General features: G+C 74.4%; 26 protein-coding genes. 13 read left to right on the forward strand and 13 right to left on the reverse strand.

Features of this window, described 5'->3' with window-relative positions:
- Window positions 1–6 precede the first annotated feature (6 nt).
- Together KDY119_RS04430 and KDY119_RS04435 are read right to left on the reverse strand one after the other, a co-directional pair.
- Entirely contained in the window at window positions 7–1,749 is a 1,743-nt protein-coding gene (locus tag KDY119_RS04430; RefSeq protein ID WP_153021982.1) for an ABC transporter ATP-binding protein, read from the reverse strand.
- Window positions 1,746–3,539 carry an ABC transporter ATP-binding protein gene (locus KDY119_RS04435; RefSeq protein WP_153021983.1) on the reverse strand — a complete coding sequence of 598 codons (1,794 nt, stop codon included), beginning with the start codon at window positions 3,537–3,539 and terminating at the stop codon, window positions 1,746–1,748. Before KDY119_RS04435 ends, KDY119_RS04430 begins: the two co-directional genes overlap by 4 nt.
- A 107-nt stretch (window positions 3,540–3,646) precedes the next feature.
- Between KDY119_RS04435 and KDY119_RS04440 the strand changes: the two genes are divergently transcribed.
- The 3 genes from KDY119_RS04440 (at window position 3,647) to moeB (ending at window position 5,604) form a co-directional block, all read left to right on the forward strand.
- Window positions 3,647–4,054 (forward strand): DUF3817 domain-containing protein, encoded by a 408-nt coding sequence (locus tag KDY119_RS04440; RefSeq protein ID WP_036953102.1) that lies wholly within the window; start codon window positions 3,647–3,649, stop codon window positions 4,052–4,054.
- 85 nt (window positions 4,055–4,139) lie between these two features.
- The gene (locus KDY119_RS04445; protein ID WP_322619636.1) at window positions 4,140–4,424 is read left to right on the forward strand and encodes a GlsB/YeaQ/YmgE family stress response membrane protein; all 285 of its coding nucleotides are present in this window, start codon (window positions 4,140–4,142) and stop codon (window positions 4,422–4,424) included.
- Between the two features lie 19 nt (window positions 4,425–4,443).
- Window positions 4,444–5,604, forward strand: coding sequence for a molybdopterin-synthase adenylyltransferase MoeB (moeB, locus tag KDY119_RS04450; RefSeq protein WP_153021984.1), 1,161 nt, complete (start codon window positions 4,444–4,446; stop codon window positions 5,602–5,604).
- A gap of 4 nt (window positions 5,605–5,608) precedes the next feature.
- Here the strand turns inward: moeB and KDY119_RS04455 are convergent, their stop codons facing one another.
- Genes KDY119_RS04455 through KDY119_RS04470 form a run of 4 tightly spaced genes read right to left on the reverse strand, consistent with a single transcriptional unit; the run spans window position 5,609 to window position 8,733 of the window.
- Window positions 5,609–6,433, reverse strand: coding sequence for a DUF1206 domain-containing protein (locus KDY119_RS04455; RefSeq protein ID WP_036952410.1), 825 nt, complete (start codon window positions 6,431–6,433; stop codon window positions 5,609–5,611).
- A gap of 44 nt (window positions 6,434–6,477) precedes the next feature.
- The gene (locus KDY119_RS04460) at window positions 6,478–7,227 is read right to left on the reverse strand and encodes a thiazole synthase (protein ID WP_407657431.1); all 750 of its coding nucleotides are present in this window, start codon (window positions 7,225–7,227) and stop codon (window positions 6,478–6,480) included.
- Window positions 7,228–7,267: 40 nt separating this feature from the next.
- Window positions 7,268–7,495: a sulfur carrier protein ThiS gene (gene thiS, locus KDY119_RS04465; protein ID WP_036952406.1), complete on the reverse strand. Its 228-nt coding sequence runs from the start codon at window positions 7,493–7,495 to the stop codon at window positions 7,268–7,270.
- Window positions 7,492–8,733 (reverse strand): FAD-dependent oxidoreductase, encoded by a 1,242-nt coding sequence (locus KDY119_RS04470; RefSeq protein WP_153021985.1) that lies wholly within the window; start codon window positions 8,731–8,733, stop codon window positions 7,492–7,494. Before KDY119_RS04470 ends, thiS begins: the two co-directional genes overlap by 4 nt.
- Window positions 8,734–8,887: 154 nt before the next feature.
- On the opposite strand from KDY119_RS04470, the gene thiE reads away from it, so the two are divergent.
- Together thiE and guaA are read left to right on the forward strand one after the other, a co-directional pair.
- On the forward strand, window positions 8,888–9,547 hold the full coding sequence (gene thiE / locus KDY119_RS04475) for a thiamine phosphate synthase (protein ID WP_036952400.1): 660 nt from the start codon (window positions 8,888–8,890) through the stop codon (window positions 9,545–9,547).
- Between the two features lie 58 nt (window positions 9,548–9,605).
- The gene (guaA, locus tag KDY119_RS04480; protein ID WP_036952397.1) at window positions 9,606–11,225 is read left to right on the forward strand and encodes a glutamine-hydrolyzing GMP synthase; all 1,620 of its coding nucleotides are present in this window, start codon (window positions 9,606–9,608) and stop codon (window positions 11,223–11,225) included.
- A 271-nt stretch (window positions 11,226–11,496) separates the two neighbouring features.
- Here the strand turns inward: guaA and KDY119_RS04485 are convergent, their stop codons facing one another.
- Both KDY119_RS04485 and KDY119_RS04490 read right to left on the reverse strand, forming a co-directional pair.
- Window positions 11,497–11,994 (reverse strand): hypothetical protein, encoded by a 498-nt coding sequence (locus KDY119_RS04485; protein WP_153021986.1) that lies wholly within the window; start codon window positions 11,992–11,994, stop codon window positions 11,497–11,499.
- Entirely contained in the window at window positions 11,994–13,406 is a 1,413-nt protein-coding gene (locus KDY119_RS04490; RefSeq protein WP_036952393.1) for a PspC domain-containing protein, read from the reverse strand. Before KDY119_RS04490 ends, KDY119_RS04485 begins: the two co-directional genes overlap by 1 nt.
- Before the next feature lie 157 nt (window positions 13,407–13,563).
- On the opposite strand from KDY119_RS04490, the gene KDY119_RS04495 reads away from it, so the two are divergent.
- The 8 genes from KDY119_RS04495 to KDY119_RS04530 all read left to right on the forward strand — a co-directional run bounded on the left by KDY119_RS04495 (window position 13,564) and on the right by KDY119_RS04530 (window position 19,858).
- The gene (locus KDY119_RS04495; protein WP_153021987.1) at window positions 13,564–14,886 is read left to right on the forward strand and encodes an ATP-binding protein; all 1,323 of its coding nucleotides are present in this window, start codon (window positions 13,564–13,566) and stop codon (window positions 14,884–14,886) included.
- Between the two features lie 17 nt (window positions 14,887–14,903).
- Window positions 14,904–15,560 (forward strand): LuxR C-terminal-related transcriptional regulator, encoded by a 657-nt coding sequence (locus KDY119_RS04500; RefSeq protein WP_036953093.1) that lies wholly within the window; start codon window positions 14,904–14,906, stop codon window positions 15,558–15,560.
- 164 nt (window positions 15,561–15,724) lie between these two features.
- A complete protein-coding gene (locus tag KDY119_RS04505) occupies window positions 15,725–16,258 on the forward strand; it encodes an aromatic ring-opening dioxygenase LigA (RefSeq protein ID WP_153021988.1) in 534 nt (177 codons plus the stop codon).
- A gap of 136 nt (window positions 16,259–16,394) precedes the next feature.
- Entirely contained in the window at window positions 16,395–17,240 is an 846-nt protein-coding gene (locus KDY119_RS19335; protein WP_322619637.1) for a hypothetical protein, read from the forward strand.
- 87 nt (window positions 17,241–17,327) lie between these two features.
- Entirely contained in the window at window positions 17,328–18,014 is a 687-nt protein-coding gene (locus KDY119_RS04515; RefSeq protein ID WP_153021989.1) for a sirohydrochlorin chelatase, read from the forward strand.
- 20 nt (window positions 18,015–18,034) lie between these two features.
- Window positions 18,035–18,787, forward strand: coding sequence for an MOSC domain-containing protein (locus KDY119_RS04520; RefSeq protein ID WP_227994519.1), 753 nt, complete (start codon window positions 18,035–18,037; stop codon window positions 18,785–18,787).
- Window positions 18,788–18,832: 45 nt separating this feature from the next.
- Window positions 18,833–19,363: a hypothetical protein gene (locus KDY119_RS04525; RefSeq protein ID WP_051136742.1), complete on the forward strand. Its 531-nt coding sequence runs from the start codon at window positions 18,833–18,835 to the stop codon at window positions 19,361–19,363.
- A gap of 15 nt (window positions 19,364–19,378) precedes the next feature.
- Complete coding sequence (locus tag KDY119_RS04530; protein ID WP_036952380.1) at window positions 19,379–19,858, forward strand: DUF421 domain-containing protein; 480 nt, start codon at window positions 19,379–19,381, stop codon at window positions 19,856–19,858.
- On the opposite strand, the gene cobA is transcribed toward KDY119_RS04530, so the two are convergent.
- From cobA to KDY119_RS04555, 5 genes are all read right to left on the reverse strand, one after another.
- A complete protein-coding gene (gene cobA / locus KDY119_RS04535) occupies window positions 19,855–21,093 on the reverse strand; it encodes a uroporphyrinogen-III C-methyltransferase (protein WP_153021990.1) in 1,239 nt (412 codons plus the stop codon). The genes KDY119_RS04530 and cobA overlap by 4 nt on opposite strands.
- Window positions 21,094–21,109: 16 nt before the next feature.
- A complete protein-coding gene (locus tag KDY119_RS04540) occupies window positions 21,110–22,489 on the reverse strand; it encodes a sulfate adenylyltransferase subunit 1 (protein ID WP_051136741.1) in 1,380 nt (459 codons plus the stop codon).
- Window positions 22,489–23,475 carry a sulfate adenylyltransferase subunit CysD gene (gene cysD / locus KDY119_RS04545; RefSeq protein WP_036952376.1) on the reverse strand — a complete coding sequence of 329 codons (987 nt, stop codon included), beginning with the start codon at window positions 23,473–23,475 and terminating at the stop codon, window positions 22,489–22,491. The genes KDY119_RS04540 and cysD overlap by 1 nt, the downstream gene beginning before the upstream one ends.
- Window positions 23,472–24,176: a phosphoadenylyl-sulfate reductase gene (locus tag KDY119_RS04550; RefSeq protein WP_407657432.1), complete on the reverse strand. Its 705-nt coding sequence runs from the start codon at window positions 24,174–24,176 to the stop codon at window positions 23,472–23,474. Before KDY119_RS04550 ends, cysD begins: the two co-directional genes overlap by 4 nt.
- Window positions 24,177–24,316: 140 nt before the next feature.
- Complete coding sequence (locus KDY119_RS04555) at window positions 24,317–26,026, reverse strand: nitrite/sulfite reductase (RefSeq protein ID WP_036952370.1); 1,710 nt, start codon at window positions 26,024–26,026, stop codon at window positions 24,317–24,319.
- Window positions 26,027–26,417 lie beyond the last annotated feature (391 nt).

Below are 26,417 nucleotides of genomic sequence, written 5' to 3' on the forward strand. Positions count from 1 at the left end.
AGGCCGCTATTCGTGCTGCCAGGAGTGCCACAGCCTCGCGTAGTCCCCGCCCGCCGCGACGAGCTCGTCGTGCGGCCCGATCTCGGTGATCCGGCCGCCGTCGACGACGGCCACGCGGTCGGCGTCGTGCGCGGTATGGAGCCGGTGCGCGATCGCGACCACGGTCCGGCCCTCGAGCACGCCGTTGAGCGAGCGCTCGAGGTGCCGGGCAGCGCGGGGGTCGAGCAGGGACGTCGCCTCGTCGAGCACGAGCGTGTGCGGGTCGAGCAGGACGAGCCGGGCGAGCGCGATCTGCTGCGCCTGCGCCGCAGTGAGCGTGTGCCCGCCGGAGCCGACCTCGGTCGCGAGCCCGTCGGGCAGCGCCTCGGCCCAGGAGCGGGCGTCGACCGCCTCGAGGGCGTCGAGGAGCTGCTCGTCGGTGGCGTCCGTGTCCGCGAGCCGCAGGTTGTCGGCGACCGTCCCGACGAACACGTGGTGCTCCTGGGTGACGAGCGCGACGTGCCGACGCAGGTCCTCGAGCGGCAGCTCGACGAGCGGCACGCCGCCGACGGTCACCGACCCGCCCGTGGGCGGGTGGATCCCCGCGAGCATGCGGCCGAGCGTCGACTTGCCGGCGCCCGACGGCCCGACGATCGCGAGGCGCTCGCCGACGCGCAGGTCGAGGTCGACGTCGTGCAGCACGTCGTGGCCCTCGCGGTACGCGTACCGGACCTTGCTCCCGACGACGTGCTCGTCGGCGGGGACGGCGGTGCCGGCCTCGCGGTCCTGGTCGACGAGCCGGACGCCGATCACGCGGGACAGGGAGACGCCGGCGACCTGCAGCTCGTCGAGCCAGAAGATGAGGTCGAACACGGGCCCGCCGAGCTGCATGCCGAACGCCATGACGCTCGTGACCGCACCGACGGACGTGTGGCCCTGCGAGAGCAGCCAGCCGCCCCACAGCAGGACGGCCACGGGAGCGAACGAGAACCCGGCATCGACGGACGGGATGAGCACGCTGCGCAGCCGCAGCGTGTACCGCTCGGCCTCGAAGGCCTCGCGGAGGTTGCGGTCGACGCGGCGTCGCATGCGGGCACCCAGGTGGAGCGCGTCGGTGGTGCGCGCCCCCTCGACGGCCTCGGTGATGGTCCCGTTGACGGTCGCGTAGGCGGCGGACTCACGCAGGTATCCGGGCGTCGCGCGCCTCAGGTACCAGCGGGTGGCGACGACGATCGCCGGTACCCCGACGAGGAGCCCGACGGACACGAGCGGCGCGACGAGGAACGACGCGACGAGCGTGAGGACGATCGTCACGACGCACACCATGATGCGCGGCACCCCGAAGCGGACCGCGTGCTGCAGGCGGTTCACGTCGTTGGTCGTCCGGGCGACGAGGTCCCCGGTCCCCGCACGCTCGACGGTCGACAGCGGCAGCCGGGTCACCGTGTCCATGAACTCCTCGCGGAGCTCGGCGAAGACCTGCTCGCCGAGCACCATCGAGGCCTGCTGGGCGAAGCGGGTGACGACGGCCTGGAGCAGCACCGCGCCGAGGAGCACGGCGACCATGCGGTCGACCGCGGTGTCCGTGGTGCCGCCCGTGACGTCGTTCACGATGCGCCCGAGCAGCCACGGTCCGACGAGCCCGGCGACCGCGGCGACGGTGTGCAGCACGACGACGCGGGTGAGCGCGCCGCGGTGGTCCCGGAGCAGCGCGACGGTCGCGCGGCGGGTGTCGGCGCCGTCCGCGATGGGCAGGACGGTGGCGGTCATCGGGTTCCTCCGGTGGTCTGCAGGCGGGCGGGCTCGCCCGGCTCCTGGTCGTCGTCGCCCATCCCGCGGCCGACGACGGCGCGGTAGCGGACGGCGGCGGCGTCGGTGCGTCCGAGCAGGTCGGCGTGGGTGCCGTGCGTGGTGACGAGGCCGTCCTCGAGGAGCACGACCTCGTCGACGTGGTCGAGGACGAGGGGGCTCGCCGTCACGACGAGGGTGGTGCGGCCGCGGCGGACCCCGGCGACGCGCTCGGCGATCCGGGCCTCGGTGTGCGCGTCGACGGCGCTCGTCGGCTCCACGAGCACGAGGATCTCGGGGTCGGTGAGCAGGGCGCGCGCGAGCGCGACGCGCTGGCGCTGGCCGCCGGACAGCGACCGGCCCTTCTCGGGCAGCTCGCCGGTCAGGCCGCCGGGTACCGAGTCGAGGACGTCCTGCGCGTCGGCGACGAGCACGGCGCCCAGGAGGTCCTCCTCGGTGGCGCGGCCGCGCGCGTCGAGCTCCTCGCCGAGGATCCCCGAGAACAGGTGCGTGGTCGCCTCGGACACGACGATCCGGTGCCGCAGCGCGTCCTTGTCGAGCTCGGTGAGCCGGACGCCGCCGAGCCGGACCGGGGTGTCGGCCTCGTCGTCGTCGTCGAACCGGCCGAGACGCGTGGCGACGCGCGCCGCCTCGTCCGGGTCGGCGCTGACGAGCCCGACGACGCGCCCCGGCTCGAGGCGCAGCCCGCTGGCCTCGTCGACGAGCTCCGCACCGGCGACGGGCTCCTCGACGGGCGCCACGCCGTCGGCGGCCTCGGCCGCGGAACGGGTGCCGAGCACGGCCTGGACCTTGCCCGCGGCGATCAGGCCGCGCGTGGTCATCTGCAGCATCTGGGTGGCGAGCTGGAGCGGCCACGAGAGGAACGCGGCGTAGGCGTAGAAGGTCACCAGCTCGCCGGGAGTGATCTCGCCGGCGACGGCAGCGTGCGCGCCGAGCCACAGCACGAGCGCCACCAGCAGCCCGGGCAGGAGCACCTGGAGGCCGTCGAACACGGACTGGACGGTCGCGACGCGCACGCCCTCGCGGCGCACCTTCTGCGACTGCTCGGCATAGCGGCCCGAGAACACCTCCTCGCCCCCGATCCCGCGCAGGATGCGCAGGCCGGAGACGGTGTCCGCGCCGAGCGCGGTGAGGTGGCCCTGCGCCTCGCGCTGCGCCGTCTGGCGCGACTGCAGCGGCTTGACGAGGAGCGCCATGATCCCCGCCACGACCGGCAGCCCGACCACGACGACGAGCCCCAGCCTGAGCGACTGCGTGCACATGACGACGGCGACGGTCACGTAGGCGAGCACGCCTCCGACGAACCGCCCGGCCATGGCGAACACGTCGCCGATGCGCAGCGCGTCGTTGGCGACGGCGGACACGACCTCGCCGGTCGGGAGCTTCTGGGTGATGCGGTGCCCGGTGCGCGACGCCTTGTAGCCGACGAGCTGCGAGAACGAGAACGAGGCGCGCAGCCAGTTCTGGACGTCGAAGCGGTGGCTGAAGAGGCCGCTGACCACGATGACGGCACCGTTGACCGCCATGATCAGGCACCACCGCAGCAGGTCGACGCCGAACCCGTGGGTCAGCCCGTCGTCGATGCCGTGGCCGATGAACAGTGGCGTCAGGGCCTGGGACACCATGGTCACGGCACCCGCGACGAGCGAGCCGAGCAGGATGCCGCGCTGACGCCACGCCTGCCACCACAGGGCGCGGGCGGGCGATCCGAGCGGGGGTGTGCCCGGGTCGGGAAGGGGGAGGGTTCGCACCTCGTAACATTAGGTCGGGCCGCCCACGCGACCCCATGGTTTTTCCCACAGCGCACGTCCAGCCGCGCACCCTCGTGCGTGACGCGAAGCCCGAGGCAGGCAACCGCATGACCACCCCCGCGACCCCCGTCGGCAAGAACGCCACCGACCCGTCGGCCGACGCCGCCCGCACCGCGATCCGCAAGGCGCGAGGCGCGCTCGCGCGGTACCGCGTGATGGCCATCGTGACCGGTGTCATGCTCCTGCTGCTCTGCGTCGAGCTGATCCTCAACTACGTCGTGAAGGTGTCCTGGGAGGACGCCATCCGCTGGATCCCCTTCGCGCACGGCTGGATCTACGTGGTCTACCTGGTGACCGTCGTCGACCTGTGGTCCAAGATGCGCTGGAAGTTCGGGCGCCTCGTGACGCAGGTCCTCGCGGGCGTGATCCCGGTCATGAGCTTCGTGGTCGAGAAGAACGTGCACCGCGACGCCGAGGCCAAGCTGCAGGCGCTCGCGGACCAGTACGGGGTCTGACGCCTCGCTCGACGAGCGAACGCTCCCGACCGCCCCCATGATGGGCGACGTCCTAGGGGGACAATCCGTACATCGGGAGTGCAACGTGGTCACGATCACCCTCAGCGGGATCATCTACGCAATCGTCGTCGGCCTCATCATCGGGGCCCTGGGCAGGCTGTTCGCCCGCGGGCGGCAGAACGTCTCCATCCTCGCGACCATCCTGATCGGCATGGTCGCGGCGTTCCTCGGCACGCTGATCGCCGGCTGGCTGCACGTGCGGCACACTGAGGGCATCGACTGGATCCAGCTCATCATCCAGGTCGCCCTCGCGACGCTGTTCGTCTCGCTCTACGCGGGTCGCGGCGGACGGCGCCGGGCGCGCATCTGACCCAGCACGGACGGGGCGCATGACACCGGAGAACCACCTGACGACCGCGGAGGTCGCACGCTATGCCCGGCAGCTCGCGCTGCCGGGCATCGGCGTCGAAGGGCAGGAGCGGCTGCGCGACGCGCGCGTGCTCGTCGTGGGCGCGGGGGGCCTCGGCAGCCCCGTCCTGCTCTACCTGGCCGCGGCCGGCGTCGGGACGATCGGCATCGTCGACGACGACGTCGTCGACACCTCGAACCTGCACCGCCAGGTGATCCACGGCGACGCGCAGGTGGGACGCCCCAAGGTCGGGTCCGCCCGCGACGCCGTCGCCCGCGTCAACCCGCACGTCCACGTCGAGATGCACGACGTCCGGCTCGACGCGGCGAACGCCCTCGACCTGCTCGCCCGGTACGACGTCGTCGTCGACGGGACCGACTCGTTCGAGGCCCGCTACCTCGTGTCCGACGCCGCCGAGCTCGTCGGCGTGCCCGTCGTCTGGGGCGCGATCCACCAGTACTCGGGGCAGGTCGCCGTGTTCAGCGCGCGCGACCTCGGCGACGACCCCGGCGTGACCTACCGGGACGTCTTCCCCGAGCCTCCGCCGCCCGGGACCGTGCCCGACTGTGCGACCGCCGGGGTGTTCGGCGTCGTCTGCGGCACCGTCGGAACCGCGATGGCGACCGAGGTGGTCAAGCTCGTGACCGGCGTCGGACGGACCCTGCTCGGGCGGCTCGCGGTCTACGACGCGCTCGACGGCGAGTGGCGCTACCTCACCGTCCGCGCCGACCCGGCCCGCGAGCCCGTCTCCGCGCTCGCCCAGCCCGAGCCCGTCGCGTGCGCCGTGCCGGCCCCGGCCACCGCGCCCGACCGCATGGACGCCGACGAGCTCGCCGACCGGCTCGGCCGCGGCGACGTCGTCGTGCTCGACGTCCGCGAGGACTGGGAGCTCGCGACCGAGCCCTTCGAGCCGGGGGCCGACGCCGACGTCCGGCGCCTGCCGTTCGGCCGCGTGCTCGCCGGCGACGCGGACGCGGCGCTCGCGGACCTCCCGCGGGACGCCGTCGTGGCGGTGCTCTGCAAGGCGGGGCCGCGCGCGGAGCGTGTCACCGAGGCAGCCCGCGCGTCGGGCGTCGACGCACGCGTCGTCGACGGCGGGATGCTCGCCTGGCGTGCGCGCGACGCAGCCGTCGCGCCGTAGCCGCTCAGAGCCGCGCGTACTTCGCGCGCGCGAAGAAGTAGACGCCGTACGCGATCAGGCCGACCGCCACGACCGCCAGCAGGACGACGCCCGCCGGCAGCGCGACCAGCGACTTCAGCGCCGAGTCCAGACCGCCGGACTTCGACGCGTCGGCCGTGAGCGCGGCCGCCCCGGTGAGCACCGCGACGACGCCCAGCGCCACGCCCTTGGCCACGTACCCGGTGCGCCCGAGCACCATGACGACGCTGCCCAGCGACCCGGCCGGGACGCGGATGTCGTCGCGGAACTTCGCCTTCACGCCCTTGACCACGAAGTAGGTCGCGACCCCCAGCACGACGAGCGCGACGACGAACAGCAGGACGCGACCACCAGGCGCGTCGAGCAGCCGCGCGCTCCAGGTCCGGGTCGTGCCCTTGCTGCTCGACCGGTGGCTGTGCACCACCCCGAACGCCGTCGCCGCGACGGCGAGGTAGGCGATCCCCGTGGCGAGCTTCTTCCCGCGCTTGGCCCACGCGTCGCGGTCCGTCCCGCGCAGGAGCGCGCCCTCGAGGAGCAGGAACAGCCCGAGGAGCACCAGGGCGACGAGCACGACCCACAGGAGCAGCGGTCCTCCGGGTTCGTCCTGGAGGGTCGCGAGCGCACCCGCGGGGTCCGCGGAGCCGCTGCCGCCGAAGGCGACCCGCAGGGCGACGACGCCGAGCAGGATGTGCACGAGCCCCGCCGCGGCGAAGCCGATCCGGGCACCGGCACGCAGGGCGGCGCTGTCGCGGACGGAGGAGGCGGCGCCCCGGGCCGCGCGGGCGGGGGAGGTCGTCGTGGAGGTCGGCATCGGGTCACCGTAGCGGTCCCGGCGCGGTTGTGCCGTCTCGGGAGCTACAGCGCGAGGTCGAGGTTCCCGGCGCGCGCGACGCCGTCCACGGGCGACGACGCGAGCGCCTGCTCCCGGCGCGGAACCCGGCCCGCACGGGCGGCGTCGTACCCGGCCTGCACGGCGAATCGCATGGCCCGTGCCATGCGCACCGGGTCCGTCGCGCGCGTGACGGCCGTCGCGAGCAGCACCCCGTCGCAGCCGAGCTCCATCGCGAGCGCCGCGTCCGAAGCCGTCCCGACGCCCGCGTCGAGGATCACGGGAACGCCCGCGCGGGCCGCGATCGCCTCGATGTTGCGCGGGTTCGCGACCCCGAGCCCGGACCCGATGGGGGAGCCGAGCGGCATGACGGCCGCGCAGCCGACGTCTTCGAGACGCCGCGCCAGGATCGGGTCGTCGTTGGTGTAGGGCAGCACGACGAAGCCGTCGCGCACCAGCGTCTCAGCGGCCTCGACGAGGCCGAGCGGGTCGGGCAGGAGCGTGACGTCGTCGGCGATCACCTCGAGCTTGACCCAGTCCGTGCCGCAGGCCTCGCGTCCCAGGCGGGCGGTCAGGACGGCGTCGCGCGCGGTGAAGCAGCCGGCCGTGTTGGGCAGCGCGCGGATCCCGACTCGCTCGAGCAGCGCCCAGACCCCGTGGTCGCCGGTCGCGACGCCGGGGGAGAAGCGCCGCAGCGCGACCGTCGTGAGCTCGGTGCCGGACGCGACGAGCGCGTCCTCGAGCGCGAGGAGGCTCGACGCGCCACCCGTCCCCATCACGAGGCGCGAGCGCAGCGGAACCTCGGCGATCGTCAGCTCAGCCACCCTGCACCGCCCCGACGATCTCCACCCGGTCGCCCGGGAGGACGGCGGTGCTCGCCCAGGCGCTGCGTGGCACGACGGCGTCGTTGACGGCGACGGCGATCCCGCGCGCCGTGCGGTCGGCCGCGAAGGCGGGGACCAGGTCGGCGACGAGCGCGTCGACGGGCAGCGGCGTCTCCAGTCGGCGCGGGGCGCCGTTGACGAACGTGTCCAGGGCGGTCATGCGGTCCTCCGGTGGTCGGGGGCGGTGAGGCGGGCCGGGTCGGTGGCGGCGAGCGCCCGGTCGAGGGAGTCGCCCGGCAGGCCGGGCGTGGCGGCACCGAGGGCCTGCACGAGCGCGACGCCGGTGAACGGCGCGAGCAGGACGCCGTTGCGCCCGTGACCGGTCGCGAGCCACAGCCCGGGCAGCCCGGACGGCCCGACGAGCGGGCGCCCGTCCGGCGTGGTCGGCCGGGCCCGCTGCGTGACCTCAGCGAGCGTGGTCTCGTCGAGGCCGGGGACGAGGGCGCGGGCGTCGCGCAGGAGGGCGAAGGTTCCGCCCGTGCGGGGGCGCCGCGCGTCGGCGGTCTCCTCGCTCGTCGCCCCGACGACGATCTCGCGCGTCCCGTCCGGCCGCGGCGCGCGCGGCACCACGTACACGGCCCGGCCCTGCACCTGGCCGCGGATCGTCCGGGCGAGCGGGAGGTCGGGCCCGGCGGCGAGGCGGAGCGTCTGCCCCACGACGTCGCGCACCGGGACGGCGGGCGCGCCCGCGTCCGCGGCGAGGGTCCGCGACGGGGTGCCGGCGGCGAGGACGGTGAGGCCCGCGAGGTGCACGTGCCCGGCGTCGTCGACGGCCCCGACGACGCGCGCGCCCTCGCGCACGAGCCGCGCCGCGGACGTGGGAACCCGCCGGACGTGCGCTGCGCGCGCGGCCTCGAGGAGCGCGCGATGCGTGGCGCGGGGGTCGGCGCGATGGTCGTCGGGCGCGAGCGCCGCGCCGGCGACGGGCCCGAGTCCGGGCTCCTCGCGCCGCGCGTCGGCGACCGTGAGCGCGACGGAGCGCAGCCCGGTGGCGGCGTGCTGGTCGAGGCGACGGAGCAGGTCGGCGCGGTCCCCGGCGTCGTACGCGAGCAGCAGCGCACCGGTGGCCTCGAAGCCGGGGTCCCGGCCGGACGACGCCCGCAGCTCCGCCGCGAAACCCGGCCAGAGCGCCGCCCCGGCGAGGTGCAGCGCGGTCGCGGCGGCGTCGTCGGGCTCGGCCTCGCCCACGGGAGCGAGCATGCCCGCGGCCGCGTGGGTGGCGCCGTCGCCTGGGGACGGGTCGAGGACAGTGACGCGAGCGCCCGCGCGGGTGGCGTACCAGGCGCACGCGAGGCCCACGATCCCGCCTCCGACCACGAGGACGTCGGGGATGTGCGAGCGCGGGACGAGGACGCCCGACGCCGGCGTAACGGTCGACGGGGCGGTCGCAGAGGTCACGGGTGGAGGCTCCCTTCGCTGGCATGACCCAGATCAGGTTCGACGGTCGACGCCTCCGCCGGCGTCCTCTCAGCCCCGGCCCCGGACGGCGTCGACGTTCCGACGACCGGGCGGGAGGGGCTCCCGTGCACGCGTCACACTACACTCGCGCCGCATGGCCGACTCCTCCTCACCCGCACGTCGGACGGTCGCCGACGCCCGCCTCTACCTGTGCACCGACGCGCGGCCCGGCGGCCGGGACCTCCGTGAGCTCGAAGGGTTCCTCGACGCCGCGCTGCGCGGGGGAGTGGACGTCGTCCAGCTCCGCGACCGGTCGATCGACACGCGTGAGGAGCTCGAGCTGTGCGGGCTCGTCGCCGACGTCGCCGCGCGGCACGGCGCCCTGTGGGCCGTCAACGACCGGGCCGACGTCGCGCAGCTCACCGGCGCCCCGGTGCTGCACACCGGGCAGGACGACCTGCCCGTCGCAGCCGCCCGCTCGCTCGTCGGGCCGGGTGTCGTGCTGGGTCGCTCCACGCACGACGACGCCCAGGCCGCCGCCGCGGACGTCGACCCCGACGTGGACTACTTCTGCGTCGGGCCTGTCTGGGCGACGCCGACCAAGCCCGGACGGCCGGGAGTCGGCCTCGAGCTCGTCCGCCGGGTCGCGGCGTCGCGGCCCACCACGCCCTGGTTCGCGATCGGAGGCGTCGACGCGGACACGGTCGCCGAGGTCGTGGACGCCGGGGCGACGCGGGTCGTCGTCGTCCGCGCGATCACCGGCGCCGACGACCCGGAGGCCGCCGCACGCACCCTGCGGGCTGCCCTGGGATGACGCCGCGGCGCGGCGGACGCCCGGTCAGGCCGACGGCCGGTCCCCGTAGACTTGGGGGGTGACCGAAGCCTCTGCCGCCCCGCTCGCCACCCCCACCGCCGAGGCCGCCGGGCCCGCGACGCCGCGCCCCGTCCTCGTCGTCGACTTCGGCGCCCAGTACGCGCAGCTCATCGCGCGCCGCGTGCGCGAGGCCAAGGTCTACTCCGAGATCGTCCCGCACACGTGGTCCGTCGAGCAGATGCTCGCCAAGGACCCGGCCGCGATCATCCTCTCCGGCGGACCGTCCTCCGTGTACGCGCAGGGAGCCCCGTTCGTCGACCCGGCCCTGTTCGAGGCCGGCGTCCCCGTCATGGGCATCTGCTACGGGTTCCAGGCGATGGCCCAGGCGCTCGGCGGCGAGGTCGCCCAGACCGGCCGGCGTGAGTACGGCGGCACCGAGGTCGAGGTCTGCGAGGCCGGCGTCCTGCTCTCCGGGACCCCGGACCACCAGACCACCTGGATGAGCCACGGCGACGCCGTGCACCGCGCGCCCGAGGGCTTCGAGGTGCTCGCCACGTCGTCCGGATCGCCCGTCGCCGCCTTCGAGGACAAGGGCCGCCGCCTGTTCGGCGTCCAGTGGCACCCCGAGGTCAAGCACTCCGCGCACGGCCAGACCGTCCTCGAGCACTTCCTGTACGACGGCGCCGGCCTCAGCCCCGACTGGACGGCGAGCAACGTGGTCGCGGACCAGGTCGCGGCGATCCGGTCCCAGGTCGGGGACGCCCGGGTCATCTGCGGGCTGTCCGGCGGCGTCGACTCGTCCGTCGCCGCGGCGCTCGTCCAGAAGGCCGTCGGCGACCAGCTCACCTGCGTGTTCGTCGACCACGGGCTCCTGCGCGAGGGCGAGGTCGAGCAGGTCGAGCGCGACTTCGTCGACGCGACCGGCGTCAACCTCGTGATCCGCGACGAGAAGGAGCGCTTCCTCACCGCGCTCGCCGGGCACACCGACCCCGAGACGAAGCGCAAGATCATCGGCCGCGAGTTCATCCGCGCGTTCGAGGACGCCGCGCGCGAGATCGTCGAGGCGGCGGGCGACGACGGCGGCGAGGTGAAGTTCCTCGTCCAGGGCACCCTCTACCCCGACGTCGTCGAGTCCGGCGGCGGCGAGGGCGCGGCCAACATCAAGTCCCACCACAACGTCGGCGGACTGCCCGACGACCTCCAGTTCGAGCTCGTCGAGCCCCTCCGCACCCTCTTCAAGGACGAGGTCCGTGCCGTCGGGCTCGAGCTCGGCGTCCCCGAGGTCATCGTCTGGCGTCAGCCGTTCCCCGGCCCCGGCCTCGGGATCCGGATCATCGGCGAGGTCACCGCCGAGCGTCTCGACACCCTGCGCGCCGCCGACGCCATCGCCCGCGAAGAGCTCACTAAGGCCGGCCTCGACCGTGAGATCTGGCAGTGCCCCGTCGTGCTCCTCGCCGACGTCCGCTCCGTCGGCGTCCAGGGCGACGGCCGCACCTACGGGCACCCCGTCGTCCTTCGGCCCGTGTCGTCCGAGGACGCCATGACCGCCGACTGGACGCGCCTGCCCTACGACGTGCTCTCCACCATCTCGACCCGCATCACCAACGAGGTCGCCGACGTCAACCGCGTCACCCTCGACGTCACCAGCAAGCCGCCGGCGACCATCGAGTGGGAGTGAGCGGGTCGGCCCCTGACCCCGTGCCGAACACGGGCTTTGCGCCCGTCCCTGTCAGCTGACGGACGCGGGTCCCGTGGTCGGCGGGCGAGGAGCCGTTCTCGTCGGCTCGTCGTAGTGGAAGCGCTCCCATGCTCGTGGAAGTCCGGGACGTCGTTGTCTCGGACTGCACGCCCGCAGAACGTACGGCATGTGCCGCAGGTCACACGAGCGAGCGACGCCACGGTAGGCCGTCGCCGCTCGCCGGGTCAAACCGATCCTGGCCGCACGGGGGTCAGGTGCGGTCGCGGCGCCGGACGCCCGTGATGATCGAGCCCAGGACGAGCGCGACGCCTGCGCCGCCGAGGATGGCGATCGCGACCGTGCCTCCGTCGATGTGCGCGCCCCCGGCCGCGGCGAGGACGAGGACCCCGCACGCGGCGACCACGAGACCCCACACGACGGTCCCGACGCGGACCGGGCGGCGCCGGCCGCGCGCCGGCTCGGGCGCGCTCGTCTCAGGCGTCGCGACCGACGGGGCCACGGGGGGCGCCACGAACGCCGGCTCCGATGCGGTGCCCGACGGCGCCCCCTCCGGTGCGCCCAGACCCCACAGCGCGTCGACACCCTGCGGTTCCGCCGCGGTCGGCAGGACACGCGTCGCGCCGTCCTGGGCGTCCGGCGTCGGGAGGTCGTCGGGGGCGGCGGTCACGCCCGGCGGAACGACGAGGTCGAGGCGCTGGGTGTCGTCGTCGTCGCGCTCCGGCTCGTTGCCGGACTCGTTGATGCTCATCACTTCTCCTCGATGGTGATGGTGCCCGCGGCGCCGGTGACGTCCAGGACGAGCTGGGGTGTGCCGCCCCCGGCGACCGCCGGCGTCTCGAACGTGTCGGAGCCCGTGCGGATGTTGTGGCTCGACCGGTGCTGGTCGTCGTCCCCGACCTGCCAGGACACGTCACCCGCCCACAGACGCACCGTGGCGCGGACCTCTGCGCCCCGTGGCACCTGGATCACCGTGTCGCCGGCGCCCACGTGCACGGGGACCGTGACCGGCTCCGCGCCGGCCGACGGCAGTGGCAGCGAAGCGAGGTCGAGCGTGAGGTTCCCGACGGAGTACGTGTACCCGTCCTCTGCGGTGGCGACGTCGGTCGCGACCACCGTGGTGTCCGGTGCGATCGCCCGGACGTCGCCGTCGAACGCGCCGGTGTGGTCCAGCGACGCCACCGGCAGCGCGACGACGCCCAGCAGGATCGCGAGCGTGGTCAGGCCGCCCGCGCCACGTCCCCGGAGGCCGGCGACCACCGTGCCGAGGCCCAGGAGGACGAGTGACACCCCGCCCCACACGAGCCAGGGGGAGTCGACGTGGCCTCCGCGGTCCAGGCCGAACACCACCGCGCCCGCGACCAGGCACAGCCCGACGACGGCGCTCGCGACCGCACCCGACCGCCCACTGTCACGGGAGTCGCGCTGCTTCGCGTCGCCGTGGTGCTTGGTGGCGACCGGCGACGGGTCCGGAGGCACGGGCGTCGTGGGGTACGGACCCGTGGCCGGCGCCGTGAAGGCCGTGGTCGGCGTGCTGGACGTCGCGGCCGCGTGGACGTCGCCCGACGGCACCGGCACGTAGGGGCTGCCCGGGTACGACCGCCCCTGGGGCTGCTGCGGCGGTGCGCCCGGGGTGCCATTCTTGCTGCGCGACCCGACGACCGCGGCCACGACGACCGCGACGCCCGCGAACAGGCACAGCCAGAAGATGCCGGCGACCCAGTCGTCACCGTGCCACCAGCTCCACGCGCCGAGGCGCCAGTTCACCCCGAGGATGAACGCGACGATCGGGCCGACCATCTCACCGCGGAACTGCCCTTGGACCGCGTCGCGCAGGAGGCTGCGGTCGTCGCGGTCGTCGGGCAGGAGCGCCCAGCCGATCGCGTAGAGGATCAGGCCGACGCCACCGACGAGGCAGAGGACGAACCACAGGCCGCGCACGATCAGGGGATCGACGCCCAGCCGCCGGGCGACTCCGCCGGCCGTGCCGGAGAGCCAGCGCTCGTCGGTGCGCCGCAGCCCGAGGCGGTCGATCCACTCGAAGAACGATTCGGTGCTGTTCCGTGGTCCGCCCGCGGGCGGCGTGCCGCCCGGCGGGGGAACCTGCCCCGGCGTCGCGCCCCCGGGCTCTCCGCCCGTCGGGGTGCCAGTCGTCGTGTCCATGGCTCCATCGTCGTCGGGCGAGGGTGCGACGGACCATGCGGTGGAGCCCTGATCCGACCCTGACCGGGGGGCGGGGGAGCGGGGCCGACCCCTGATTTCGGGCCCGGGGCCATCCCCGGACCCCCGCGCGCACCGCCTCCCGTGCCACGATCGGGACATGACCTCTCCGACCGGACCGCCGCCTGCGCCGTCGCCGGCGGCCCCGTCGGGCGCCCGTGCCGCCCCGGCCGACGGGACGCGCCCCCCGCTGCTGCGCCCGGAGTCCGGACGGCGCGTCGGCGGGGTCTGCGCGGGGGTCGCGGCGCACGTCGGCATCCCCGTGCGCACGGTGCGGCTCGCGATGATCCTCGCGGGCCTGTCGGGCGTCGGGATCGTGCTCTACGTGTTCTGGTGGATCACCATCCCGGTCGGGGACCCGCACGTCGCGGCCGAGCAGTCGCGACCCGCCGAGCTGCAACGCCTCGCGCGGCGCCTGCGGAGCGAGCGGCGCACCTTCCCGGTCCGCGACGTGCTCGCCGGGGCGATCCTCCTGGCGGCGGCCGGCGTCCTGGTGGGCGAGCGGCTCGGCTGGCACCTCGACGCCGGCTGGGCGCTCCCGGTCCTCGTGCTCCTCGCGGGCCTCGCGCTCGCGTGGAGCCAGCTCGACGCGGCTCAGCGTGGCCGCATGCTCTCGCAGGCCGGCGGCCGCACGCCCGGCTCGGTCCTCCGCCTCGGCGGCGGGCTCCTGCTCGTGCTCGTCGGGGTGCTGCTGCTGGTGGGGCGGACGTCGTCGACGGCTGACATGGCGCGCGCATGGGTCGCGGCTGTCGCCGTGCTCGCGGGAGCGGCGCTCGTGCTCGCGCCGTGGTGGCTCCGGCTCGCCCGCGCCCTGGGGGACGAGCGCGCCGCCCGTGCTCGCGAGGCGGAGCGGGCCGACATCGCCGCCCACCTGCACGACTCCGTGCTCCAGACGCTGGCCCTGATCCGCGCCTCGGCCGACGACGCCGACCAGGTGGCCCGGCTGGCGCGCGCCCAGGAGCGCGAGCTGCGCGAGTGGTTGTACACGGACCGTGCCGTCAGTGGTACATCGCTCGCCGCGGACGTCCGTGAGCTCGTCGGGCAGGTCGAGGACGCGCACGGCGTGCCCGTCGAGGTGGTCGTCGTGGGGGACTGCGCGCCCGACGACGGCACGTCCGCCCTGCTCCGTGCGGCCCGCGAGGCGCTGCTCAACGCGGTCCGCCACGGCGCGCCGCCGGTCTCGCTCTACCTCGAGGTCAGCGACCGTGCGGTCGAGGTGTTCGTCCGTGACCGCGGCGACGGCTTCGACCTCGACGACGTCCCGCACGACCGCTTCGGTGTGCGGGAGTCGATCGTGGGCCGGGTCCAGCGGCGAGGCGGGCGCGCCGTCGTCGAGAGTGGGCCAGGCTGGGGCACCGAGGTGCATCTCGAGATGCCCCGTGCACCCGAGCATCACGACGCGAACGAGGAGACGACCGCGTGACCAGCACCGACACCCCCATGGCCGAGCCCGTCGACGTGCTGATCGTCGACGACCACCTCATGTTCCGCGCCGGCGTGCGCGCCAGCCTCGACGACCGGGTCCGGGTCGTCGGGGAGGCCGCCGACGTCGACGCGGCGGTCGAGGCGGCACACGCGTTGCGACCGGCGGTCGTGCTTCTCGACGTGCACCTGCCGGGCGGTCTCGGGGGCGGCGGCGCGGAGGTGGCCCGCCGGTGCGCGGACCTCGCACCCGGCACGCGGTTCCTCGCGCTGTCGGTGTCGGACGCCGCCGAGGACGTCGTCGCCGTGATCCGCGCGGGCGCTCGCGGCTACGTCACGAAGGCGATCACGGGGCCCGAGCTGTCGGGCGCCGTACAGCGCGTCGCGGCCGGCGACGCGGTCTTCTCGCCCCGGCTCGCGGGCTTCGTCCTCGACGCGTTCGGCACGGGCATGGGCGACGTCGCGATCGCCGACGACGAGCTCGACCGGCTCTCGGCCCGTGAGCAGGAGGTCATGCGTCTCATCGCCCGGGGGTACACGTACCGCGAGGTGGCGAGCAAGCTGTTCATCTCCGTCAAGACGGTCGAGACGCACGTCTCCGCCGTGCTGCGCAAGCTTCAGCTCTCCTCGCGCCACGAGCTGACGCGGTGGGCGGCGGCGCGGCGCATCCTCTGACCGGCGTCCGGCGTCCCGGCCGAGCGGCTCGAGATTCCGTTACATCTGTCCGCATCGTGGAGACCGCGTGTTCAGCGGCGAGACGTCCGCTCTACGTTGATTCGTGGGGATGGTCCGACACCTGCCCTGGTACGTGAGCGACTCACCGATGAGGAGAACCACCCATGTCCAGCAGTGCTTCCGTCCGACCCGCGCGCCGCGCGCGCGGGCTCGGCGTCTTCGCCGTCGTCGTGGGGATCGTGATGATCCTGGCCGGTGGAGCCACGTACGGCGCCGTCACTCTGCAGCTCCGTGACGAGAACGTCACCGTCTCCGACAGTGCGCCCGTCCTCTCGGGAGCCCGGGTCCAGGACCCGGTCACCGCATACGCGCAGGCCGCCGCCATCGACCGGGACGCGCTGCGCACGACCGGCGGCAAGACGTACGCCCAGCTCGACCGCGACGACCCGGTACGCAGCACCGCGATGACGGCGTCGTTCCTGCGCGCGTCGCTCCTCACATCCGTCGTCGCCTTCGGGGTGGCGGTCCTCGTGGCGGCCTCCGGCCTGGTGTTCCTGCTCCTCGGCGCGGCGGTGCTGCGGCTCGGCAAGAACGACGCGGCCGTCGTCGAGGCGGTCCCGGCCGTCGTCGCGGGCGTGCTCGCGGACACGACGACGTGGCCGCCGTCCGGCGGAGAGCCCGTGCCGGCGCCGGCCTGACCGCGCCGATCGTTCCGACGCACCGCGCTACGCCGCCGCGCGACCCCTCGTGGGCCGGTCTACTTTGGTGTCAGGGCTGGTCAGACGCCCGCCCCGTACTGGCACGTGAGTGACCCACCACACGAGGGGAACGGAAATGTCCAGCAGCGTCACCGTCCGGCCTGTGCGCGGAGTGCGCGGGATCGGGCTCTTCGCGATCATCGTCGGGATCATCATGATCCTCGCCGGCGGCACGACGTACGGGATGGTCACGTCCCAGCTGCGCGACGAGAACATCACCGTGTCCGACGACGCCCAGTTCCTGGGCGGCAAGCGCGTCCAGGACCCCCTGACCGCGTACGCCCAGGCCGAGGTCATCAACAAGCACGCGCTCAAGGCGACGGACGGGCAGACGTACGCGCAGCTCCCGCAGGACGACCCGCGCCGTACGACGGTCATGAACGCGTCGTTCCTGCGGGCGTCGCTCTTCACGTCGGTCGTCGCGTTCGGCGTCGCGATCCTCGTCTTCGCGCTGGGCATCCTGTTCCTCCTCGTCGGTATCGCGCTGAGGCGTCTGGCCAAGGGGGACGTGACCGTCCTCGACGTCGTCCCGGCGAGCCAGGCGGCGTCGACCGGGCCGGCCGCCCCTGTGGCCCCCGCCGCGGCGCCGGTGGCGCCCGCTCGACCTGCGGCGCCGCCCGCTCGACCCGCGGCGCCTGTCGAGCCGCCCGAGCGCACGTCGTCACGTCACGCGGCCCCGGCGGAGGACGTCACGCCGGCCGCGGCACAGCGGCAGGCCACGCCCGTCGTCGACCGCACGGAGCCCGAGGCACCGACCGCGGTCGACGACACCGCCGCCCGGCCACCGTCGCAGGCGGGCCCGGCGCACACCCAGGACGGTGCCGCGCGCGCCGAGGACGATGCCGCGCGCACCGACGAGGGCGCTGCGCGCCCCGAGGACGGGACGACGGACGACGGTCGGTCGGGCGAGCCCCGCGCCTGACCGTCGCCGAACAAGCGGTCCCGTCGCCGAGCGAGCGGGCGCGGACCGCTTGTTCGACGGGCCCGCGCGCGCCCTAGGGTGGGCCACGTGACGACGACCCCCACCCTCGTGGGCTGCTCCCACGGCACCGCGAACCGGGCCGGCCAGCTCGCGATCCGCAGCATCCTCGACGACGTGCGCGGCGCCCGGCCCGGGCTCTCGGTGCTCGAGACGTACGTCGACGTGCAGCACCCCCAGGTCGGGGAGGTCCTCGGCACCGTTCCCGCGGGCAGCCTGGTGGTCGTGGTGCCGCTGCTGCTGTCGGCGGGCTTCCACGTCTACGTCGACATCGCCGAGGCGGCGGACGCGCGTCCCGACACCGTCGCTGCGGACGCGCTCGGGCCCGACGACCGGCTCGTCGCCCTGCTGCGCCGCCGCGCGGTGGAGGCGGGCGCACAGCCCGGGGACGCCGTCGTCGTCGCGGCCGCAGGCTCGAGCGACGCGCGCGCCGTCGCGGACGTGGAGGCCGTCGTCGAGGTGTTCGCGAGGGCCTGGGACGGGCCGGTGACCGTGGGGTACGGCTCGATGGCACGCCCGACGGTCGCGGAGGCGGTGGCGGCCGCGCGCGCGGCCGGGGCCCCGCGCGTCGTCGTCGCGTCCTATCTCCTGGCCCCCGGCTGGTTCCACGACCAGCTCGCGCACGCGGGAGCCGACGCGGTGTCGGCGCCGCTCGCACCCGACCCTGCGCTGGCTCGGGTCGTGCTCGACCGCTTCGACGCCGTCTCGTCCCTGTGACCTTGCGAGCGGCGAGCACCGTGGACGACGCGCCCGGTCTCGACGTCCGGAGCGTCGGCTTCACACCGGTCAAGGGCACCCGCCACCTGCCCCGACCCGACGCGTCGTTCGATGTCGACGGGCCGGTGGGCGACCGGCTCTACTGCCTCGTCGACACCGCGCGGCGGCGCGTGCTCAAGACCGTGCAGACCCCCTCGCTGCTCGCGGTCGTGGCGGACCTCGACGGCCCGTCGCTGGCGCTGACGACACCGGACGGGGTGACGGTGCGCGCCGTTCCTGAGCCCACCGGCGAGGCGTTCGTCTGCGACTACTGGGGCCGGCCCGTCACGCTGTCCCTGCTCGCCGGGCCCCACGCCGGGCTGCTGTCGCGGTGGCTCGGCCGACCGGTGCGGCTCGCTCTGGCGCCGCGCGGGGGCGTGGTCTACGGCGCTCCGGTGACGATCGTGGCCACCGCCTCGCTGCGCGACCTGGGCGACCGGGCCGGCCATCCCGATCTGGTCGCCGAGGCGTCCCGGTTCCGCGCGACGTTCGTCGTGGAGACGGAGACTCCCTACGTCGAGGAGACCTGGTCGGGCCACGAGGTGGTCGCGAACGGCGTCCGGCTGAGGGTCGGGGCGCCCGTTCCCCGGTGCGCCGTGGTCGACCTCGAGCCGTGCACCGGACGTCGCGGCAGCGGGCTCCTCAAGGCGCTCGCCGGGTACCGTCCGCGCAACGACGCCGGTGAGCCGTACCTCGGCGTCTACGCCGAGGTCGTGGCGGCCCCGACGCGCTGACCGCGTGGGCGTGCGTCCGCCCGGGGGCCGGGCCACGATCAGGGGGTGACCTCGGATCCCACGCCGCAGCTCGCGACGCTCGACCCGCCGCGCGCCGTCGACGAAGGGCCCCGGCCCGTCCTCGCGCGACGGATCGGGACGGTCGGGCTCCTGCTCGTCGTCGTGGCGGGTGCGCTCAACCTCTTCGGGCTCTGGACGTCGACGACCACCCGCAGCGAGGACGGCTGGAGCGTGAGCGTCCACTACGCCCGGATCGCGCGCGCCGGCCTGGACGCGCCGTGGACGGTCACCGTGCACCACCCGGGCGGTTTCGGCAAGGACGTCGAGCTGCGCGTGACCTCGGCGTACTTCGACATCTTCGAGAGCCAGGGCCTCGACCCCGAGCCGAGCGACGAGACGTCCGACGGCACCGACGACACCTGGACGTTCGAGGCGCCCGAGGGCGACACGTTCGCGGTCTCGTTCGACGCGTACGTCCAGCCCTCGAGCCACCGGGGCGCGTCCGGGCGGGTCGCCGTCCTCGTCGACGGGCGCGAGGTCGCGTCCACGCCGTTCCGCACTACGCTGCTGCCCTGAACGCCGAGGAGAGCCATGGAGATCGTCGTCCGCGCCCTGGTCATGTTCTGCTTCCTGTGGTTCATCACGCGCGTGGTGGGGCGTTCGACGCTCGGCGAGCTGAGCACGTTCCAGCTCGTCCTGTTCGTGACGATGGGCGACCTCGTGCAGCAGGGGGTCACGCAGCAGGACTACTCGGTCACGGCCGCCGTCCTCGCCGTCGGGACATTCGCCGTCCTCACGATCCTGCTCACCTGGATCGGGGTCCGGTTCCCGCGCACGCGCACCGTCGTGCACGGCACGCCCGTCGTCGTCGTGGCCGACGGCGAGCCCGCCTACGAGGTGATGAAGCGCGAGCGCGTGTCGCTCGACGACCTGCTCGACGCCGCCCGCCAGCACGGGGTGGAGCACGTGCGGGACATCCGCATCGCGGTGCTCGAGGCGAACGGGCAGATGTCGTTCTTCACGCGTGACGAGGAGCGCGAGCAGAAGCCCGCGGACCGGCCCGAGGACTAGCGGCGGTCGCGCCAGGCGGGGCTCAAGGTGACGACGTCCCCCACGACGACGACGGCCGGCGGCCGCACCTCGGCTTCCTCGACGGTCCGCGCGAGCGTTCCGAGGGTCGCGACGGTCGTGCGGAATCGGGGGCCGTAGCCGTCCTCGACGACGGCGACCGGCGTGTCGGGTGAGCGGCCGTGCGCGACGAGGGCGTCCGCCGTGGCGGCGAGGTGCGACACGCCCATCAGGAGGACGAGGGTGTGGTCGGGCGCGGCCGGGACGGCGCCGACGGACTCGTGGCCCGTGAGCACGGTGAAGCCCCGGGCGAGTCCGCGGTGGGTGACGGGGATCCCGGCGGCCGCCGGCACGGCGACCGCGCTCGTCACGCCGGGCACGACCTCGACGGGCACGTCCGCGGCGCGACACGCCTCGGCCTCCTCGCCGCCCCGCCCGAAGACGTAGGGGTCGCCGCCCTTGAGCCGGACGACCCGATTCCCGGCGAGCGCACGGTCGACGAGGACGCGGTTGATCTCGTCCTGGGGGACCGGGTGGTGCCCGCTGGTCTTGCCCACGTCGACGACCTCGACGTCGTCCACCAGGTCGGCCAGCACGCCGCGCGGCGCGAGCCGGTCGACGACGACGACGTCCGCCTGGGCGAGGAGGTGCCGTCCGCGGGTGGTGAGGAGTCCGTCGTCGCCTGGGCCGCCGCCGACGAGCGCGACGGAGCCCGTCCCGGGAGTGCCCGGGCGGGTGGCCCGCAGCGGCAGCTCGCCGGTGTCGAGCGCGACCGCGACGGCGTCGCGGACCGCCCGTGCCCGGCCCGGGTCCCCGCCGGCGTTGACGGCGACGGTAACCTCGGCGCCGTCGTCGAGGGTCGTCCGTGCGACGGCGGGGGTCCAGGCGGTAGCGAGCCCTGCGTCGGCGGCGGTCACGCACCAGGTGCCCTGGGCCTCGGCGTCGCCTGCGACCGCAGCGTCGACGGCCGGGTCCCCGGTCGCGACGTGCACCAGCCACGCCCCCGCCAGGTCGCCGGGACGGTACGCGCGCCGTTCCCAGCCCAGGTGTCCGGCGTCGGCGTGCCCGGCGACCTCGTCGACGGCGTCGGGCGCGACGACGAGCACGTCGGCACCCGCCTGGAGGAGAGCCCGGACCCGGCGCGCGGCCACCGGTCCCGCCCCGACGACGACGACCCGGCGCCCCTGTACCCGCAGTCCCAGCGGGTACAGCGGCGCGCCCGGGGCAGCGTCGGTCACTGTGCCGTCACTCCGCTCAGATCGCGTACTGGACGGGGCGCTGCTCCGGGTGGCGGGTCGCGGCGAGCGCGTCCCCGACCATCCCGGCCGCGAGCGTGCCGCCGTCGTGCGCGTCGATCAGCAGGAACGCGCCCGTCCGGCGCGAGGTGAGGTACTCCTCGGCCGCGATCGGCGACGCGAGCCGCAGGGTGACGCGCCCGATGTCGTTGAGGTCGAGCTGCTCCGCGGGCGTGAGCTCGGCGGAGTCCAGGTCGAGCCGCCCGACGACGTCGCGGACGATCGCCTGCACGGTGCGCGTCGTGTGCTTGAGCAGCACGCGGTCGCCCGGGCGCAGCGGCCGGTCCGACAGCCACGCGACGGTGCCCTCGACGTCCTGGGTGAGCTCGGGCGCGTCCGCGGCGGAGGCGATCAGGTCGCCGCGCGTGACGTCGATCTCGTCGGCGAGGCGCAGGGTGACCGACTGGGGCGCGTACGCCTCGGCCACGCCCGCGAACGGGTCGACCGCGTCGTGCAGGGTGTCGGCCGTGTCGATGCCCGTGACGCGCGTGCGTCGTCCGGACGGCAGCACCACGACCTCGTCCCCGACCCGGACGACGCCCGCCGCGACCTGGCCGGCGTAGCCGCGGTAGTCGCGGAAGCGCTCGTCGGGTGCCGCACCCTGCGGGCGCAGCACGACCTGCACGGGCAGGCGGAACGCCTCGGTGTCCGGGTCATCGCCGGTCGGCAGGTCCTCGAGGAGCTCGAGGAGGGTCGGCCCGTCGTACCAGGGTGTGCCCTCGCCGCGGTCGACGACGTTGTCGCCGACCAGCGCGGATACAGGGATCGTGTGGATGTCGGCGACGCCGAGGGACGCGGCAACGGCCGCGACCTCGCGCTCGATCTCCAGGTAGCGCTCCTGCGAGTAGTCGACGAGGTCGATCTTGTTCACGGCCACGACGACGTGCGGCACGCGCAGCAGGCTCACGACGGCCAGGTGGCGGCGCGTCTGCTCGAGCAGCCCCTTGCGGGCGTCGATGAGCAGCACGACGGCGTCGGCCGTGGACGCGCCCGTGACCGTGTTGCGCGTGTACTGGACGTGCCCGGGGCAGTCCGCGAGCACGAAGGAGCGGCGTGCCGTCGCGAAGTAGCGGTACGCGACGTCGATCGTGATGCCCTGCTCGCGCTCGGCGCGCAGGCCGTCGGTGAGGAGCGCCAGGTCGGTGGTCTCCAGGCCGCGGTCCCGCGAGACGCGCTCGACGGCGTCGAGCTGGTCGGCGAGGACGGACTTGGAGTCGAACAGGAGGCGCCCGACCAGCGTGGACTTCCCGTCGTCGACCGAGCCGGCCGTGGCGAGACGCAGCAGGCTGCCGGTGGGGAGCGTCGGCGCGGCCGGTGCCGGGAGTGTGGGGGTGCTCATCAGAAGTAGCCCTCCTTCTTGCGGTCCTCCATGGCGGCCTCGGAGATCCGGTCGTCCGCGCGGGTGGCCCCGCGCTCGGTGATGCGGGTGGCCGCTACCTCGGCGATGACGGCGTCGACGTCGCGCGCGTCGGACTCGACGGAGCCCGTGCACGACATGTCGCCGACGGTCCGGTAGCGGACGGTCTCGGTGCGCACGCTCGCGGCCTCGGCGTCGTTCCGGGGCTGCGAGTACGGGCCGACGGCGAGCAGCATGCCGTCGCGGTCGAACACCTCGCGCTCGTGCGCGTAGTACAGCTCGGGGAGCGCGATGTCCTCTGCGGCGATGTACCGCCAGACGTCGAGCTCGGTCCAGTTCGACAGCGGGAAGACCCGGACGTGCTCGCCCGGCCGGTGCCGCCCGTTGTACAGGTTCCAGAGCTCGGGGCGCTGGTTGCGCGGGTCCCACTGTCCGAACTCGTCGCGCAGGGAGAACACACGCTCCTTGGCGCGGGCCTTCTCCTCGTCGCGCCGTCCGCCGCCGAACACGGCGTCGAACCGGTGCCCCGTGATCGCGTCGAGCAGCGGCTGGGTCTGCAGCGGGTTGCGGGTGCCGTCGGCGCGCTCGCGCAGCCGGCCGTCGTCGAGGTAGTCCTGGACGCTCGCGACCTCGAGCCGCAGGCGCAGCCGCTCGACGGTCGCGTCGCGGAACGCGAGCACCTCGGGGAAGTTGTGCCCGGTGTCCACGTGCAGGACGGGGAACGGCACGGGGGCCGGCCAGAACGCCTTGGCCGCGAGGTGCAGCATCACGACGGAGTCCTTGCCGCCTGAGAAGAGCATCACGGGACGCTCGAACTCAGCGACGACCTCGCGGATGATGTGGATCGCCTCGGACTCGAGCGCCTCGAGCTGGGTGAGACGGTGCTTGTCGCCGGTCGTGGCGCCGTCGGGAGCAGCAGCGTCGGGCGCGGCGGCGACGGTGTCGTCGAGGGTGTCGGTGAGTGTCATACGTGCAGTCCGCATTCCGTCTTGTCGAGGCCGGCCCAGCGGCCTGCGCGAGGGTCTTCTCCGGGGGCGACGCGCCGCGTGCAGGGCGCGCAGCCGATCGACGGGTAGCCGTCGTTCAGGAGCGGGTTGAGGATGACGCCGTGCTTCGTGGCGTAGGCGAGCAGCTCGTCGAACGTCCAGGCCGCCAGGGGGTTGATCTTGACCAGCCCGTTCTTCTCGTCCCAGGCCACGAGGGGGGTGGCAGACCGCGTCGGTGCCTCCTCGCGGCGCACGCCCGTGACCCACACCTCGTACCCGGCGAGCCGGTCGTGCAGCGGCTCGACCTTGCGGAGCTGGCAGCACAGGCCCGGGTCGCGGGACCACAGGTCCTTGCCGTGCGCGGCGTCCTGCTCGGCGACGGTCTGCCGGGGCGTGATGTCGACGATCGTCACGTCCATCCCCGTCTCGACGGCGTCGCGCGTCCCGTAGGTCTCGGCGAAGTGGTAGCCGGTGTCGAGGAACAGGACGTCGACCCACGGCTTGATCGCCGCGACGACGTGCGGCAGCACGGCGTCGGCCATCGAGCAGGCGACGGCGACCGAGTCCCCGAACTCGCGCGCCGCCCAGGCGACGACCTCCTCGGCCGTGGCCTCGCGCGTCGCGTCGGGCGACGCGCCCGGCCAGCCCGGCCCGTGCAGCTCGGCCTGGCCGCGCCGGACGATCTCCCTGAGCGCGGCTGCCGAGCGCTTCGGCCGAGCCTGCGCGGCGCGGCGCTCGGCGTCGGCCGCCTTCGCGGCGTCGCGGGCGCGGGTCCGCTCCCGGGCTGCGGCGCGCAGGGCGGCCAGCGGGTCGGTCTGCGTGCTCACTGGAGCGCCTCCTCGTCCGCGCGGTGCGCCCACTGGGCGAAGGTCTCGCCGTCCTGGCGCTCGTCTCCGTAGCGGCGCACGACCCGCTCGACGTAGTCGGCGACCTCGCTCGCGGGGACCTTGAGCCCCCGCACGGTGCGTCCGAGGCCGCCTGCGTCCTGGCCTGTCCCGGCGAGCCCGCCGCCCAGGTGGACCTGGAACCCGGGCATCTGCTCGCCGTCGACCGTGATGATCTGGCCCTTGAGGCCGATGTCGGCCGTCTGGATGCGGGCGCAGGAGTTCGGGCAGCCGTTGACGTTGAGGCCGATCGGCTGGTCCGCGAGCCAGGTCAGGTCCGCGAGCCGGGTCTCGAGCTCGGCGATGACGTCGGTCGCGGTGTCCTTGGTGTCGACGATCGCGAGCTTGCAGAACTCGAGGCCGGTGCACGCGATCGTCGAGCGCCGGAACGGGCTCGGCTTTGCCGTCAGGCCGAGGGGCTCGAGCCCGGCGACGAACGCGTCGACCTGGGCGGCGGGGACACCCAGCGCGACGACCTTCTGCTGCGCGGTGAGGCGGACGCCTCGCGCGCCGGTGGCCTCGACGAGGTCGGCCAGGCCGGTCAGCGTGCCTCCGCCGATCCGTCCCACCGTGGGGGCGGCGCCGACGTAGCAGTCGCCGTCCTTCTGCAGGTGGACGCCGACGTGGTCGCCGCGTCCGGACGCCGGGGCCGGTGCCGGGCCGTCGGCGAGCCGATAGCCGAGGTACTCGGTCTCGAGCACCTCGCGGAACTTCTCCGTGCCCCAGTCCGCCAGCAGGAACTTCAGTCGCGCCTTGTTGCGCAGCCGCCGGTAGCCGTAGTCCCGGAAGACCTGGATCACGCCGTACCAGACGTCAGCCGCCTGCTCTTGGGTGACGAAGGTCCCGAGGCGCTCGGCGAGCCTGGGCGCGGTGGACAGCCCGCCGCCGATCCACAGGTCGTAGCCGGGACCGAGCTCAGGGTGGACGACGCCCACCAGCGAGATGTCGTTGATCTCGTGCGCGACGTCGAGGCTCGGGTGGCCCGTGATCGCGGTCTTGAACTTGCGTGGCAGGTTGGTGAGCTCGGGGTCGCCGATGTAGCGCCGCTTGATCTCGAGGATCGCGGGGGTCGGGTCGATGATCTCGTCGGCCGCGATCCCGGCGACCGGGCTGCCGAGGAACCCGCGCGGGGTGTCGCCGCACGCCGTCGTCGTCTCGAGGCCGACCGTGGCGAGCCGGCGCCAGATCTCGGGGACGCTCTCGATCGCGATCCAGTGGTACTGGATGTTCTGGCGGTCGGTGACGTCGGCGGTGCCGCGGCCGAAGTCGGCCGAGATGCCACCGAGGACGCGCAGGGCGTCGGCGGACAGGAGCTGTCCGTCGGAGCGGACACGGAGCATGAAGTAGCGGTCTTCGAGCTCCTCGGGCTCCAGCGTGGCGGTCTTGCCCCCGTCGATCCCCGGCTTGCGCTGCGTGTAGAGGCCCCACCAGCGGAAACGTCCGTGCAGGTCGTCGCCGGCGATGGAGTCGAAGCCCTGGACCGCGTAGATCTCCTCGATCCGGGCGCGGACGTTGAGACCGTTGTCGGCGGCCTTGAGCTCCTCGTTGGAGTTGAGCGGGGTCGGACCGTCGACCTTCCACTGGCCGTTCGGCCGGTTGTTGCGGGACGGTCGGACGGCCGATGTCGCGGGGGCGGACGTCGTGGTCATCGGGCTCCTTGGGGCTGCGAGCACGCGCGGAGCGTGAGCCTCAGCCGGCAGGACCGGGGGGAGCCGAGGACCGCTGTCGCGCGCCCTCGCTCGGGGGATGGTGCCGCTGGGGCGGCAGGACCGAGTTCGGGCTGGTCAACAACAACACGGGGCGACGGGGCACATGCCCAGGCGCGTGCCCGCGCACGCCACGGCAGCCGGCGTCGCCGGTGCGAGGGGGCGTGCGGATGCGGTCATGGTGCTAGACGCTAGCCGTCCGGGGGGACGATGCCTAGCCGCTGTCCGGATGGTGGAACGGGGTCTCGGGATCCGGTCCGTCTGGCGCGCGCTCCCGGGTGAAACGTGACGTGCCATCGCGATTTGGTCGAATCGTTTGGAGTGTCTGGTGGCG

Origin of the sequence: Luteimicrobium xylanilyticum (assembly GCF_009429125.1) — a bacterium.
Classification (GTDB): domain Bacteria; phylum Actinomycetota; class Actinomycetes; order Actinomycetales; family Cellulomonadaceae; genus Luteimicrobium; species Luteimicrobium xylanilyticum.

What these genes read in the sequence shown, in the direction of transcription:
- KDY119_RS04430 (WP_153021982.1), bottom strand. Translation starts at nt 1,749, where the DNA reads ATGACCGCCACCGTCCTGCCCATCGCGGACGGCGCCGACACCCGCCGC.
- KDY119_RS04440 (WP_036953102.1), top strand. Translation starts at nt 3,647, where the DNA reads ATGACCACCCCCGCGACCCCCGTCGGCAAGAACGCCACCGACCCGTCG.
- moeB (WP_153021984.1), top strand. Translation starts at nt 4,444, where the DNA reads ATGACACCGGAGAACCACCTGACGACCGCGGAGGTCGCACGCTATGCC.
- KDY119_RS04455 (WP_036952410.1), bottom strand. Translation starts at nt 6,433, where the DNA reads ATGCCGACCTCCACGACGACCTCCCCCGCCCGCGCGGCCCGGGGCGCC.
- KDY119_RS04460 (WP_407657431.1), bottom strand. Translation starts at nt 7,227, where the DNA reads ATGGGGACGGGTGGCGCGTCGAGCCTCCTCGCGCTCGAGGACGCGCTC.
- thiS (WP_036952406.1), bottom strand. Translation starts at nt 7,495, where the DNA reads ATGACCGCCCTGGACACGTTCGTCAACGGCGCCCCGCGCCGACTGGAG.
- thiE (WP_036952400.1), top strand. Translation starts at nt 8,888, where the DNA reads ATGGCCGACTCCTCCTCACCCGCACGTCGGACGGTCGCCGACGCCCGC.
- KDY119_RS04485 (WP_153021986.1), bottom strand. Translation starts at nt 11,994, where the DNA reads ATGAGCATCAACGAGTCCGGCAACGAGCCGGAGCGCGACGACGACGAC.
- KDY119_RS04490 (WP_036952393.1), bottom strand. Translation starts at nt 13,406, where the DNA reads ATGGACACGACGACTGGCACCCCGACGGGCGGAGAGCCCGGGGGCGCG.
- KDY119_RS04495 (WP_153021987.1), top strand. Translation starts at nt 13,564, where the DNA reads ATGACCTCTCCGACCGGACCGCCGCCTGCGCCGTCGCCGGCGGCCCCG.
- KDY119_RS04500 (WP_036953093.1), top strand. Translation starts at nt 14,904, where the DNA reads ATGGCCGAGCCCGTCGACGTGCTGATCGTCGACGACCACCTCATGTTC.
- KDY119_RS04505 (WP_153021988.1), top strand. Translation starts at nt 15,725, where the DNA reads ATGTCCAGCAGTGCTTCCGTCCGACCCGCGCGCCGCGCGCGCGGGCTC.
- KDY119_RS19335 (WP_322619637.1), top strand. Translation starts at nt 16,395, where the DNA reads ATGTCCAGCAGCGTCACCGTCCGGCCTGTGCGCGGAGTGCGCGGGATC.
- KDY119_RS04530 (WP_036952380.1), top strand. Translation starts at nt 19,379, where the DNA reads ATGGAGATCGTCGTCCGCGCCCTGGTCATGTTCTGCTTCCTGTGGTTC.
- KDY119_RS04540 (WP_051136741.1), bottom strand. Translation starts at nt 22,489, where the DNA reads ATGAGCACCCCCACACTCCCGGCACCGGCCGCGCCGACGCTCCCCACC.
- cysD (WP_036952376.1), bottom strand. Translation starts at nt 23,475, where the DNA reads ATGACACTCACCGACACCCTCGACGACACCGTCGCCGCCGCGCCCGAC.
- KDY119_RS04555 (WP_036952370.1), bottom strand. Translation starts at nt 26,026, where the DNA reads ATGACCACGACGTCCGCCCCCGCGACATCGGCCGTCCGACCGTCCCGC.